The 13937-nt window shown below is 61.3% G+C and carries 11 protein-coding genes; 4 read left to right on the forward strand and 7 right to left on the reverse strand.

Annotated elements, in window-relative coordinates; all coding sequences use genetic code 11:
* Positions 1–120 precede the first annotated feature (120 nt).
* A complete protein-coding gene (locus EN742_RS08545; RefSeq protein ID WP_127405256.1) occupies positions 121–2346 on the forward strand; it encodes a glycosyltransferase family 39 protein in 2226 nt (741 codons plus the stop codon).
* A 296-nt stretch (positions 2347–2642) separates the two neighbouring features.
* Positions 2643–3410, forward strand: coding sequence for an FkbM family methyltransferase (locus EN742_RS08550; RefSeq protein ID WP_128332671.1), 768 nt, complete (start codon positions 2643–2645; stop codon positions 3408–3410).
* Between the two features lie 227 nt (positions 3411–3637).
* Here the strand turns inward: EN742_RS08550 and EN742_RS08555 are convergent, their stop codons facing one another.
* Genes EN742_RS08555 through EN742_RS08565 form a run of 3 tightly spaced genes read right to left on the reverse strand, consistent with a single transcriptional unit; the run spans position 3638 to position 8201 of the window.
* Positions 3638–6511 carry a glycosyltransferase family 1 protein gene (locus EN742_RS08555; protein WP_127405254.1) on the reverse strand — a complete coding sequence of 958 codons (2874 nt, stop codon included), beginning with the start codon at positions 6509–6511 and terminating at the stop codon, positions 3638–3640.
* Complete coding sequence (locus EN742_RS08560; RefSeq protein WP_127405253.1) at positions 6508–8001, reverse strand: methyltransferase domain-containing protein; 1494 nt, start codon at positions 7999–8001, stop codon at positions 6508–6510. Before EN742_RS08560 ends, EN742_RS08555 begins: the two co-directional genes overlap by 4 nt.
* Entirely contained in the window at positions 7998–8201 is a 204-nt protein-coding gene (locus EN742_RS08565) for a hypothetical protein (RefSeq protein ID WP_128332672.1), read from the reverse strand. Before EN742_RS08565 ends, EN742_RS08560 begins: the two co-directional genes overlap by 4 nt.
* 170 nt (positions 8202–8371) lie before the next feature.
* Between EN742_RS08565 and EN742_RS08570 the strand changes: the two genes are divergently transcribed.
* Positions 8372–9055 (forward strand): Stf0 family sulfotransferase, encoded by a 684-nt coding sequence (locus EN742_RS08570; RefSeq protein ID WP_189375241.1) that lies wholly within the window; start codon positions 8372–8374, stop codon positions 9053–9055.
* 70 nt (positions 9056–9125) lie between these two features.
* On the forward strand, positions 9126–10640 hold the full coding sequence (locus tag EN742_RS08575) for a glycosyltransferase (RefSeq protein ID WP_126055855.1): 1515 nt from the start codon (positions 9126–9128) through the stop codon (positions 10638–10640).
* 39 nt (positions 10641–10679) lie between these two features.
* On the opposite strand, the gene EN742_RS08580 is transcribed toward EN742_RS08575, so the two are convergent.
* From EN742_RS08580 to EN742_RS08595, 4 genes are all read right to left on the reverse strand, one after another.
* On the reverse strand, positions 10680–11465 hold the full coding sequence (locus tag EN742_RS08580) for a hypothetical protein (RefSeq protein ID WP_127405249.1): 786 nt from the start codon (positions 11463–11465) through the stop codon (positions 10680–10682).
* 161 nt (positions 11466–11626) lie between these two features.
* Entirely contained in the window at positions 11627–12367 is a 741-nt protein-coding gene (locus EN742_RS08585) for an ABC transporter ATP-binding protein (RefSeq protein ID WP_126055853.1), read from the reverse strand.
* Between the two features lie 8 nt (positions 12368–12375).
* Positions 12376–13185, reverse strand: a complete 810-nt coding sequence (locus tag EN742_RS08590; RefSeq protein WP_127405248.1) for an ABC transporter permease — start codon at positions 13183–13185, stop codon at positions 12376–12378.
* Positions 13186–13309: 124 nt separating this feature from the next.
* Positions 13310–13937: GDP-mannose 4,6-dehydratase (locus EN742_RS08595; protein WP_128332673.1), on the reverse strand; the 628-nt coding region annotated here is incomplete at its 5' end.

Consider the following 13937-nt stretch of genomic DNA (forward strand, 5'->3'; position numbering starts at 1 on the left):
TTCCGTAACCGAAGCCGCAACGATTGCGCTCCTGCTGCGCCTGGCAGCGACCCTGGCAGACCTTATGGGCTTTGTTTTGGGGATCGCTCTCCTGGCGCTCCGGAGGACTGGATCAGTCTCATGAAATTGACCGGACAACTTTCTTTCGCGCTGATCGCGGCCGCGCTCGTTTCGCTCGTCCTCGCGCGATTTCACGTCTTCAACGGCTATCTCGTGTTTGCTCTGGCGTATCTGGCGGCGCTGCTGTCGCCAAAATTTCCTGACGCCGATCAAAGATCGGCTGTTCTTGGTCCTTCGCTGCTTGCGCTGATTTTCGGAACCTACGTCTTCACGTTCGCCACGACGGAACTCGACACCGGGCGCGACAACGGTGTGTACAATATCATCGCCCAGACCTCGGCCGACTTTGGCTGGCCGAAGGTCGACGCCTGGGAACGGTTCGCTCGGGATGCAGCCGCTCACGCCGCGCCCGCGGAGTTGGATAGTTACCCGGGCATCTATCCCGGGCCGCCAGCGTCCCACGCGCAATTCAACCATGTCAGTGCGCTGTTTCGTGCCGCGTTCGTCGATGTTTTTGGAGAAAATGAGATCGCCATTTCGTCGGCCGTTCTGGCAACCTTGGCGCTGTTCTTCTTCTCGATGCTGGCACGAAGGCTGGTTGGTTCCTGGTGGCCGTTTGCGACGATATTGGTGGCGAGCAATGCCGCCGTGGTCTATGTGGCCAGATCGGCGCTGAGCGAAGTGTTCACGGTTTCATTGTTCTGCGTGGCGCTGTTGTTCATGATCAGATCGATCGAGCGGCGCTCCGCCTGGGAAACCTTCACAGCCAGCATCGCATTCGGCTGCGTCATGCTCTCGCGCGTCGACGGGTATCTCGTCGCATCCTTTTTCCCGCTATGGGTATTCGCGCTGCTGCGCTCCAACCCTCGTGACTGGCCGACGGCCCTTATCGCTCTTGTGCCTGCGACGGTTCTTTGCGTTTGGAGCATCGTCGATCTCCGGGACAATTCGTTCGGCTACTTTTCCGATCTATGGCCAATTGGCTTGGGGGCAAGCTTCTCGGGCGCCATTGCCTGCCTGCTGTTTTCCGCGCTTGAAATTGCCCTATCCGTAGCTGCGCCTCGGCGCTTCTCCGCGACGGGCGACTCTTTGGAGCGGTTGGCGCTGCCGCTTTCCAAGGCGTTCATTGCCCTTGGATTTGCGATCACGGTCTACGCACTTTTCAAGAGCGTTTTCGCCGACCAGTCAAAACACGATATCTATTTTGCATTCAGTTATGTTCGGGCGCCTCGCGAATTCACTTGGTACACGACAGTGCCTGCCTTGCTAATCTCATATGCGGGTGCCTGGCTGCTGGCGCGTCAAAATGGGCTAAAAGGCCTGGCATTTGCCGTGCCTTCCGTGCTGTTGATTGTCCTGATGCTCTTGTACACGCGGATTTCGCCAGATCACCCATGGGGAGCAAGGCGCTGGGTGCCATTTGCGATCCCATTGATGATCCTGCTGGCGACCGTTGCTTTGGGCAGCTTGGCCCAATACCGGCGTCGGCTCGGTCTGGGGGCTGGCCTTGCCTTGCTGGCACTCTACCTGGCTCAGCAGAACGCAATGGCACGCAATTGGTGGTTCGTTCCGCTACAAGAAGGGTGGGCGGGCGGCTACGATCGATTGGCCGCGGAACTCAGGAAACGAGGCGCGCCATACTATCTGACGAACTACTCCCCTACGGCCTCCGTTTTGACCTTTCTGGAAAGTGTTCCAACCCTGCCGGTTAAACAGCTCCTGACGGAGTCTCACGTAACCGAGCTCACCGACTTGCCGCAGGTCTGTGGGACATACATTGAGCCGGTGATTGGTTCGCGCGAGGAAGTAGAATGGATTGGTCCGCCCAATCAGGTTGTCGAGCGATGCATCCAGTCGAAAATATACGCGCCGGCGGACGTCGCGCAGGTTTCGAACAAGCCATACCGTCTGTTGACCGGCTGGCATATTCCGGAAGAGTGGGGCGCTTGGACCGGAGAACCGTGGGCGACACTTTCGCTAAGGGTTCCCAACCCAGGAAAACCAGCCAAGCTTCGGATCGCCGGCATGGCGTTCCTTGCGCCTCAGGATCCTACCCAGACGGTGACAATCTCCATCGCAGGTCAAGTAATCGGATTTCTGAATTTTACTGCTCAACAACCAACAACCGAGATGGCTTTCGACATCCCGAAAGCGCTGTCTTCGGACAATGAGATTGTAGTCACATTAGCTGTCGCGAAATCGTATTCGCCGCGACAACTTGGGCTTTCTACGGACGATCGGATGCTGGGATTCGGCCTGACCGATATCGCCGTCGATCAAGACTAGGCCAGGCATGTCCGACAGGAAGCTCGAACTCGACGTCCAGCTGTTGGGCCAATGAGTGTTCTTGTGATTTGAGGAGAAGGCGGTTAGCAACGGCCAGTAGTTTGCTACGTAAAGCATTCGAGTGAAACTCCGGAGTGCTACACATTGCTCGAGGTTGCTGAGTAGGATACTGCGGATCAATCGGCTCCGGGGAGCTACCATGAGCGATCTCGCAAGAGGTATCCATAACGGCCCCACACTCGGTCTTGCGACCGCACCACGCGGCGAGGATCGCGCGTACGTCTCAGAGAAAGTCAATGAACAGAAGACATATCCAGTTTGGTGAACAAGATGTCGCCCTCTGCGGACGCGAAGGGGACAGCTACTTTGACCATGCCGCTCCTGATGCGCCATTCGCGTTTGCAATGCGCGCGCTTCCCGATGGCGCGGTTGTTTTCGACGTCGGATCCAATATCGGAATGACAGCGGTGGTTGCGGCGAAGTCGGGGGCTGCCAAGGTCTATGCTTTCGAACCAGATCCGAACGTGTTTCCGTTTTTGCTGGAGACGATCAAGGCCAACGCGGCTGCGGTGAACGCCTTCAATATCGCGCTGGGAGCCGAGGAGCGGTCGCTATCCTTCTTCTCCAACCCCGATTCCGCCTCAGCCAGCCACCTTGTGACGGGAGACACGCTTGGACATACCCCGACGGGAACGGTCAGGATGTCGACGTTCGATGCATTTGTGAAGTCGCATCGAATTGAGGCGATCGACTTCATCAAGATTGATGTTGAAGGCTTCGAAATAGACGTTTTGCGAGGTGCACGAGATACGATAGACCGCCTAAAGCCTTCGCTGCTCGTAGAATTCAACGCCTTCACCATGGTCGGTTTCAGGGATATAAACCCTCGCGACATGTTGCGGCTGCTAGGAGAAATGTTTCCGTACGTGTACCGTTTCAAGGATGGGCAGCCGCAATTGATCGATAGCGACGGTGCCGCACTCGCGTTTATTCACGACAATCTAGTTTCAGCCGGATGTGTGGACGACCTCTACTGCGCTTTCAGACCAATAGCAGCAGCATGAATTAGCGTGACCTTTGATGGCGCGTTTGGCAATTGGCTGGCCTCGTCCGAGCTTGTTGAATCAGGCTGCCAAGGATCGGGGTCACCGGCCTCGCGTTCCCATACGAAGATTTCGCGGACGCGCCGCATCGCTGACAGAGACGCTGGGCCTCATGATCAGACGAGGCAATGACATCGTCGCGTCTGATCATCTGCGTCTCCCCGCCATTCAGCCACCCTACGACTTCACTACAACGCCACGCGAAGAGGGTTGCCGAACCAACAGTTTCCCTCCTGGACGAGTTCAATTTCGACGAATTCGGCGCCGCTGTTTTTCAGCGACATCGGTACATTCACAGCCAGGTAGATCGTGTCGCCCGGCACCAGAACGAACGGGATATTGGTGCGCGCGTTGTTGTATTGGATTGACTGGCCGGCAGCGTCGAGCGCGTGGTAGCTCAGCGTGACGCCTAGCTGTCCGTCGGCTGCGCAAAGACTCGACCAGACCGTGTCGGAGAGGTTGGTCACATTGACGACGATCTTCAACGCGGCGCCGTCATCGGTCGCGTAGGGGCCCTCCACGAACTCCAGACGGTGAGCGCGCTGTTCTTCCTCGAGGGGCGCCATGACCCGCGTGGTGCCGAGATCGGTCCGCAGGGCGAGGGGTCTTGGATCCTTCGGCTCGTAGAGCTTGTACCATTTCTGCCCGACGACCACATCTTCGAGCTGTGTGGCGCTCTCGGACCAGGTTGGCCACGAGGCATCGCCGGTCTTGGCCGTGGCTGTGCTGTTCAGGAAGTCCTTGACCGCCGCGCCAAGTGCGGCGGCAGAGCCGGCTTCGAAGAAGGACGCGGCGGCCGCGCCCTTGCCCACCTCCCGGAACACCGGAATGTCGCTGGCTATCACCGGCTTACCGAAATGGCCCGCCTCGACGATGGGCAGGCCGAAACCTTCGGCGAAGGAGGCCGCGATCAGCGCGTCGCAACCAGTGTAAAGCGTGGCCAGGTCGCTATCGTCGACCTGTGAGTGCAGATGCAGGCGCTTGCCGAACTCCGCATGGCGCCTGATGCGGTCGTCGAGATACGCCGTTCCCCACCCGGTTTTCCCGGCGATGATCAGTTCGATGTCAAAACCGTCGGCCCACAACGCCTCGAAGGCATCCAGCGCAACGCGATGGCCTTTGCGCGGCTCCAGCGTTCCGACCATCAGGAAACGGGGGCGCATCGCGCCTGTGCTCGCGCGCGCCGGCTTGGATGCGGTCGGCCCCTTGGCGAAGTCCGCGCCAAGCTGCCAGTAGCCGACTTTCATCGGGCGCGGGAACCGGATGCCCGCGAGCAGATCCAGCAATTCGTCGGCGACCGCGCGCGAGATGCAGACAAAGCCCGTCGAATAGGCCAGCGCCGTCTGAAACCATGCGCTGAAGGCGGGCGGCATGCCCTCATGGCAAAAGGCGGCCGAGCGCAGGGGAACCGTGTCATAAAGACAGGAAATGACTTCGCCGCCCTTGATCAGGGCCGGGCGAAGGAATGCCGGATGCAGCGTGTGGTAGATCCACGAACTGTCCAGCATCAGGATCGTATCGCCGGCCTGGGGCAGGAGTCTGGTTGACGGCTGCTTGGGCGGCGCCCGTCCGGTCCACTCCCGGGCGAAATACCAACCGGATTCGTCGTCACAGAACGAGATGTACTTGCCCTCGTTCTTCGCTCGGCGCGGAAACATGCTTTCGCAGATCCGCCGAACGACCCGTTGAATGCCGCTCTTGCCGTCGTCGATCAGTGTCGAGCTCGCATCCACCAGCAGCCTCGGCCTGATGACTTCGGGCTCGGCGAGCGCCATCAAGGTCGCGACGTCCCGCTCTTCATCTTTCCTGACAGCGAGTGCCTCGACCAATCCGAACCGCGGCGGCGGTGCCGGTCGACGTTCCAGGCCCCGCAGACCCTCAACGACACGCTCCGAAACCCGGCTCCAGCTGAAAGCGTCTATCCTGTCCCGCGCCAGCTCCTTCAGTTTGCGCGTGTTGGGCTTGCCTACTGCGACGGCTTCGATCTTTGCGGCGAGGTCCGAGGGCGATGCGGGATCGAAGAGCAGCGCGTCATCCCCGACGATTTCCGGAAGCGCGCCGGCCCTGGCCGCGATCGCGGGTGTTCCACAGGCGATCGCTTCCAGCGCCGTCAGTCCGAAGCCCTCCATGAAGGAGGGTTGCACCAGGGCAAGGGCCTCCTTGTAAAGGCGAACCAGCGTCCGGTCATCGACCGCGCCGGCAAACACGATCCGGTCGGCCGGCAAACCACAGGATGCCCATACGTTGCGCAACTCGCCTTCTTCGACAGGGCCGACATCGCCGGCGATGACGAACTTCAGCCTTTCCCGCAACGGTTTGGACATCATGCAAAAGGCGGCCGGAACGATGGCGATGTTCTTCCGCCAGTCGAATCCGCCCACGTAAAGGAGGTATTCGCCCGCGATATCGTTGCGCTCCGTGCTGTCGTCGATCAGCTCGACGAACCTGTTCGATATTCCGGTCCCGATGTACAGGTCGTTTGTCGTATTGACGAAATGACGCAATTCGCCGGAAGAAAAATCGGAAATCGTGAAAGCGAGATCGAAGTCCCTGTAGCTGGAGAGGCGGCGATTGAAATATTCCTGCCGGCGGGGGTCCCGCATATATTTGTCGGGAAACCGGAACGGGATCGCGTCATAGAATATGGCCGCCGTTCTGACTGTCGCCAGGGGGCCGCCGAGGTAGGGAACCGCGGGGTCCAGGGCACCCTCGAAAGGACTGGCGGAGAGGGCGAGGTCCGGATTGAGTTGATTGACGTGGTGGACAAGGGCTATTTCGCTGCGCTTGCGCCATGGCGTGAATCCGAAGTCGGCTTCGCCCCCCTCGGCTTTCCCGTGCCAGACGTGAATACGCTCCGCCGGAACGATGTCCGCAAGCAGCGACCGCGCGGCCATTGCGCTATCGGCCATCGCGGCATTGAGCGAGACCTGCAGTTCGATGTCGTTCTCATGGGTGGAAAGACTGCGCAGCAGATCCAGGACGTAGCGTCCAATGCCGCGCATCCGGCTATGCGTCTGCAGGCACTGGCCGTCGATCCATAGCTTCAATGGCTCGCTGGTCATGTCGACTTTCCGGAGCTGAGACGCTTGCTCCAGGCCTGCAGGACAGCGGGATCGGGTTCGAGCGTCCAGCCTGTCTCTATGGTCACCAAGCCTCCATTGGTGCGGGCGAAGGTCAGCAGGCGGCGCTCGAGGGGCGGGGCAATTCTGACCATGCGCTGCACGAACGCGGCGGCGCGCGGCCTTCGGCGCAACCACAGCAGGCCATGTTGCATCACGAGCCTGGCGTTTGCCCTGGCGGGTCGGCGAAGGGGGGCGCCGGGAAAGGCATGGTCCCTTGGCTGCCCGAGAACTGTACGGTACAGCTGCTTCATCCCCCGCAAGGGAGCCGCAAGTCTCCACGACGTCGAATTCCTGAAGGCATCCGTCAGGCTCGACAGTTGCTCGACCTGTTCGGCAAGCCCCGTCTCCCTGTCACGCAAGCGGGCGATTTCGGCGTCCCGTTCCTGGATGGAGGCTTCCTTGGCGCCGACCTGCTCCCTGCTCGCGATTTCCTGCTCGGCAATTTGTTGGCGAAGACGCTCGATCTCCGCGTCGCGCGCGGTCACGGCCCTGTCCTTGATGATGTCCTTCAGTTGCTTGCCGAGGGCGGCAACCGTGTTCGTGAGCGCCGTATTTCCCGCACGCATCATCTCCGACTGGGCGGCGAGATTGTCGGTCAGTTGCTGAATTTGCTGCGCCGTCGAGGCCATCGTCGCCTTGAAGCCGTCCGACAAGCTGACGATCTCGTCATCGGCCGAACGGAGCCACTGCTTGATCTGTGCCATGTCGGCGGGCGGCTGCTGCGTTGCGGTTCCTACAAATGCCGCGAGGGCCTCGGATCCCTCCGCCGCACGCTTTCTTGCCAGGCAGGCATAGTCGCGCGCCACCTCGAACATGAGATGAACGCTGCGCTCGATCGGCCCTGCCTCGATCATCGGCGCGCCGTTCAGTCTGAGGATCGCTGTTTCGGCGAAGCCGGCCTGTCCCACCAGGAATTCGAGCAGAGCCGGTGGCAGCGGGCTTTTGTGCGTTGGGTCGAGATGGAAAGTATGCGTGCCGACCGAGATGTTTTCCGGGTTGGGCGTTTCCAGGATCAGCAGGCCGTCGTCGATCAGCACTCTGCGGCATTCATCCAGCAGCTCTATCAGGTAGTCGGTCGGCACATGCTCGACCATGTGGAATGCCGAAACGACCGCCACGCTGCTATCCGGCCTGCCGCCGAGATATTCGAGCGCGTCCTGCAGTTCGATCTTGTGGCCACGGTCGGTGGCTTCCTGCGCCATGCGCGCGTTCGTATCCACGCCAACCGCTTCCAGCCCGGCCTCGCCAAGCACCTCCAGCCACTCGCCGCGCCCGCAGCCGAGATCGATCGCGAGGCACGGCCCTTCCGCCTGTCGCGGCACTTGCGCCAAAAGGGGTTGGTAGACCTTCAGCCGTTCCTTGACGAGTTCCCTCGAACCGCGAAAGCGATCCTCGAAAGCCTTGTACAGTTCCTCAAAATTCTTTTTCATCGGGCAATTTCGAGCGCGTGTTCAACGCAGCCCGTCCCGGCAGTAACGGGACGGTCCGGAGGGATGACGACAAAGCCTTGAGCACTGTCGCCATCTATAAACGTCACGGATTCCAAAGCTGCCGCCTTGGTTCGCACTTCTGCTGCAGAACCAAACATCTCACTCTCGCCGCTGCTTGGCGTCAGCTCCGCCAAGCGCATGCCGCCTCCCACGGGCGGGTATGGCATGCGATGCCCGCCACGACAATGGCGGATTCCACGTGGCGCGGTCTGGTCGGCGCCATTTCCAGGAAGCGACACCAACAGACTTGAGCGCCTTTGCTGAAGGCGGGAGATCGGCTAAGGACCTGCCATTGAATCGGGATGTTCTCATGCGCGGCTTCGCGATCTGCACTGCACCACGGTCGGGCAGCAATTTCGTGTCACAACTGCTTTCCAGCACCGGTCAACTCGGCCGTCCATTGGAATATTTCAACGGCCCCGGACGGCGTTATTTCGACGATCCAAATTATCCCGACGACAGAGGCAGGCAAGTAGACAGAATCCTGACGATGGGCGCGACGCCCAATGGAATCTATGGGCTGAAGATATTTGCTCATCAGCACGATTGGATCGAAGGTGAAATAAAATGGACCTCGATGCTGCCGAACCTGCAGTTCGTATTCCTGCGCAGGCGCGACACACTTGCCCAGGCGATTTCCTGGACCCGGGCCCTGCAGACCGGCCAGTATCGGCACGGGCAGACGCCAACCGGTGAAGCAGGATTTGATGGCGAAGCGATTCTGGCCCGCCTTCGAGCAATCACGACGGAGTATGCCCGGTGGGAGATGTATTTCGCCAGGAACGAGATAGCAGCCTTGCGCATCATCTATGAGGAGTTGGTGGACGCGCCGCAGCAGGCAATCGATAGGATCGCCAGTCTCTTCGATTTGCGTGATGTGCACATCGATATGCGTCAGATCGGCGTCACCATGCAGCGGGACGAGATCAGCGAAAGCTGGCGTAAGCGCTTCGCCAAGGAATTCGGCGATCCAGACAGCATCGATAAGCTATAGGGTTTGTCATGGCACCACGCGCCGTTCATTGCCCGTGTATCGACAGTTCATTGGGAGGGGCCGGCGCCTAATGATACTCAGACACCCGCTGTCGATCCTGATCGCCAACATATATCTGACGGGCCGTTCGGGAACCGAGATCGTCACCCGGGAGCTCGCATTCGCCCTCATGCGCGCAGGGCACAGGCCGATCGTCTATGCGCCCGAGTTGGGACCGATCGCCCAGGAGATCCGGGCGCGCGGCATTCCCGTCACTGACGACATCTCGACCATCGCCGCGGAGGTCGACATCATCCACGGCAACCACACCCAGGTCACCGCAATCGCCGCGGCGCGCTTCCCGAATGCTCCCATCGTTTACTTCACCCACGATTTCGTCGCCTGGCACAGCGCGCCGCCGCTTCTCGCCAACGTCCGCAAATATGTCGCCGTCGACGATACGGTTGCCGAGCGGCTGCAGTCCGAAGCGGGCATTCCGGCCGACCGCATCGTCACGCTGCTCAACGCCGTCGACACTGACCGTTTCGCGCCTGGGCCGCCGCTGCCGGGACGTCCGCGCCGCGCCCTGGCTTTCGCCAAGAACGCGCAGCATCTGAGCGCGGTGCGGGCAGCCTGCGAGAAGCGGGGCATCGAGCTGGATGTGATAGGAGAAGCCGTAGGCAACATCGTCGACGAGCCCGAAACCCTGCTGCCGCAATACGATCTCGCCTTCGCGTCCGCGCTCAGCGCCCTCGAAGCCATGGCCTGCGGCCGCGCGGTCATCGTTTGCGACGGTCGCGGCCTCGCTGGAATGGCTCGCTCCGAGAACTGGGATACATGGCGGCGGCGCAACTTCGGACTGCGGGCGCTGCAGCAGCGCCTCTCGCCTAAGGCGATCGCGGCCGAGATCGATCGCTACGATGCAGCCGACGCAGCCGAAATCTCGAGGCGAACGCGCCAGGAGGCAAGCCTGTCAAAATGGTTGGACGCCTGCCTGTCGCTCTATGGCGAGGCGATCGGTCAACATCGCGCCGCGCCTGCGGCCAGCTACGCGTCGAACCTCTCTTTGGCGCGTCATATGCAGACCTGGCTGCCGAAGCCGGGGCGGCCGGCATGGCCGTGGATGGCGGAGCGCGAGGAGCTTCTGACGCGGCTGGCGCGCTTGCCGGCCGGGCTGGAACCGGTCAAGGCGAACGAGCCGGTTTCATTGGCGCTGGCGGACGAGCCCGAAAAATTTGTGCGCCTGACGGGGTTCGGCGCGGTTGAATCCTGGGGCGTGTGGACCGACGGCGAACTGGCGATGGTCGAATTCGAGATAGCCTACGGCCCTGCGCCAACCTCGCTCAGGCTGGTTCTTGAGCCTTTCCTTCATGCGCACCGCTCGGAAGTCGCCGCCGAGCTTTTCATCAACGGAACGTCCATTGAACGACGGCTGTTCGCGGCGCGGCAAGACTGGAAGGTGGCGCTGCCGCCCGGTTCCTTGCTCGCCCGGCATCTAACCATCGGCCTTCGGATCGAGAATCCGGCAAGTCCACGCCAACTCGGCCTGTCGAGCGATGAACGACGGCTTGGGCTGGGACTGCGCCTGATCGAACTTGGCGGATGAGCTGCTGGCTTACTTTCTGCCGGCGCTCGCGCCCGGGATTCATGGCGCCAGTTGCCTGGCCAGCGGCTCGACGTGCTCCTTGAAGCGCAGCACTGTCTTGTAGTAGCCGCTTTGGACCCGCTGCTCGCCCCAACGCTCATAGGCCGGCGGCTGCTCGGAGCATTCCGAAATGTCCAGATGATAGTCGACCGGGCTGAGGCGCTCCACGCCGAGGCTCGCAAGGCCGTGCGCCGCGCGCAGGCGGTCGGCCTCTTCGGTCAATTCCGGATAATTGGCTATGGCCCCAAGCTTTCGATCGAACGCCCCGGCGTCGAGGTGAAGCTCGATCCCGCCTCGCGAGGTTGTCTCGCGCCTGAGGGCGCCCGCCTCCAGCGGGAATTCGAGATTGGGCAGCTCACGGCCGTCTTGGTCGCGCAATCTCGCCAGCGCCGCATTGACGAGCAGCCGGCAGACGTCGTGCCCCGGATTGAACCCTTCGACCGCGTCGGCGGCGACATAGTCGATCGCTTCGCCGGCGAGAACCGTGATCATTTCGTCAACGAGCTGCTGGAATGTCTCCGCTTCGCCGGCCAGGATAGCCCGGTAGAGTTCCCGGTCCGCCATCTTGCCGAAGAACGCCGCCGCCGGGCGCGCGCCGGCGCCGGCCAGGACTTCGGCCGTGCGGTCGAGCCTGCCAACACCGAGATGGCCCGAGCCGTCGGTCAGCACGAGGACCAGGGGCTTGGCCGTCTCCATCCAATGGTGGACCCGCAGCTCATGCCCCGGATGGGCGACGACCAATGCCGCCTTCTTGCCGCGCCACCATCCGTGCTCGTTGCTGTCCATGGGTGCGCCCCCTAAATCTGATACTGAAATCAATCGACGTAAGATTAGGGTCCCGAAAGTCGATTGGCCTTAGCGTAATCCCGGGAAAAGTGCGAAGCGGTTTTCCGTCCCGAATTGCCTTAAAATGCAAGACCTCACATCTAGCGCACGCGCCATGGGCTTCAACCAAAATAGGCCGGGAGGACTTCATTGGCAGGGCCGTCCATCAGCACGCGGCCGTGTTCCATCCACAGGATTCGGTTGCAATTGTTCTGCAGCAGCTCGCGCGAGTGGCTGGCAAGGACGAGAATCTTGGTCGTGTCGACGATCTCGCGCAGCCGCTTGTCGGCCTTGTGCTTGAAATCCTCGTCGCCGGTCGAAAGCCATTCGTCCATCACGAGTATCTCCGGCCGGATCGCGGTGGACGTCGAGAATGCCAGGCGAAGCTGCATGCCGGACGAATAGGTCCGGAATGGCATGTCGAGGAAGTCGCCCAATCCGGTGAACTCGGCGATCTCGTCATACTGCTCCCGCAATTCTTCCGGACGCATGCCCATCATCGCTGCGCGCAACCTGATGTTTTCGCGGCCCGTTGCTTCCGGATCAATGCCCAGCGAGATATTGATGAGCGACACGCATTCGCCTTGGATCAAGGCGGATCCGCTCGTTGGCTTGTAGATGCCCGACAGGACGCGAAGCAGCGTCGTCTTGCCGGCGCCGTTGTGGCCGACAAGGCCGATCCGGTCGCCCTCCCGCAGGGAAAAACTGACATCCTCGAGGCCGCGCACGATGACATGGCCATCCCCACGGCGGTCGATCGCGCCGCCGGTCGCGACACTGAGCACCCTGTTCTTGAGGGAGCGGCTTGCCGCGTTGAACACCGGAAATTCGACCGAGACGCCGGTCAATGTGATGGAAGCCATAGCGGTGTTCAGAGCCAATAGGGGATGCGATGACGATAGCTGCCAAACAGGGCGAGGGCGGCCATCCAGCCGACGACCGCGAACACGACGCACGCCATCCAGCTGATCGCGGACGGCAATTCGCCCAGAAGCGGGTCCCGCACGACGCTGATCAGATGGTAGAAGGGATTAAGCTCCACCAGCCGCTGCGAGAAGCCGTCCGGAAGCGTTTGCGGCATCCACATCACCGGGGTCAGGTACATGATGACCTGCAGGAGGTTCTGCATCACCTGCGTCATGTCGCGGTAGCGCGCGCACAACACCGCCAGGATGAGCATGATCCAAAGCAGATTGAGCGACAAAATGACAAAGCCAGGCAGCGCCAGGAAGACGTGCCATGTCGGCCAGCGCCCGACGGCCAGCAGGACGAGGGGGTATATCAGGATGTTGTGGCCGAGGATGATTGCGTTGCGGTAGAGCGTCCGCAACACATGCGTGAACAGTGGCATGCGCACCTGAAGGATGATGCCCTCCGCGCCGACAAAGGCGATGCACCCCTCGTTGATCGACGTCGCGATGAAGCCCCAGAAGATCAGGCTGACGCAAATGTAGGGGAGAAACTCCTCCAGGGGTGTGCGGAACAGCGTGCCGAAGAGGAACCCGAGCGCGCCGATCAGGACGCCCATGTTGATGGTCAGCCAGAACACCCCGACACGCGAACGGCGATAGCGCTGGGCCACGTCCTGCCAGCTGAAAGTCGTCGCGAGGTGATGTTTCGTCAGCGCCGCGCCTATGTCGGCGAACGCATCTGCAAGGAAGCCCGTTTTAGTCGGCAGCATATGTCCCGATCGTTTGTCCTGCCCAGGCCCGGCTGTGTGCGAGGTTCGATACATTATTGCCCTGTGGACATCAAGTTGATGAGCCTCCGCGGGAAACTATGCCGGCCGCCCCGGATTGCGTGCATCAACGGGCGCCGCACATCCGCCGCCAATAGCCGAAAACGTCGGCGATTGTCTGCTCGAATGGCACCAGGGGCCTCCAGTTCAGCCTGTCGCGCGCCTTCGATGCATCACCGCATGCGAAGGGCGTATCGTTGAGCCTTAGTCTTTCCGGATCCGTGCGCACCTCGATATCGATGCCCGACCGCGCGATAAGCATGTCGAGGATATCCCGGATCTTGCGGGGCTGTCCGGACGCTATGTTGAAGACACAGTCCGGTTCGGCATCGACGTCGACCATGGCCAGACGCGCATAGGCGCGCACGACGTCGCGGACGTCGAGGAAATCCCGCTCGACCTCCAGATTCCCCACATGGATGACCGGCTCGCTTTTACCCGCCACGATCTCCGCCACCTGGCGCGCGAAAGCGGGAACCACATAGGCGTCGGACTGGCCGGGGCCGGTATGGTTGAACGGCCGGCAGCGGACTGCCCGCAGCCCGTCATAGGCCATCTGCCCGATCATCAGGTCCGCGGCGGCCTTGGTGGCGCCGTACACCGTCGTCGGCCGAAGCGGTTCGCTTTCCGTCACCGGCCGGCCGGCAGCACTTTGGAACGATGCTCCATAGGCTTCCGAACTGCCGACATAGACG

Source organism: Mesorhizobium sp. M4A.F.Ca.ET.020.02.1.1, from assembly GCF_004022645.1.
Lineage (GTDB): Bacteria > Pseudomonadota > Alphaproteobacteria > Rhizobiales > Rhizobiaceae > Mesorhizobium.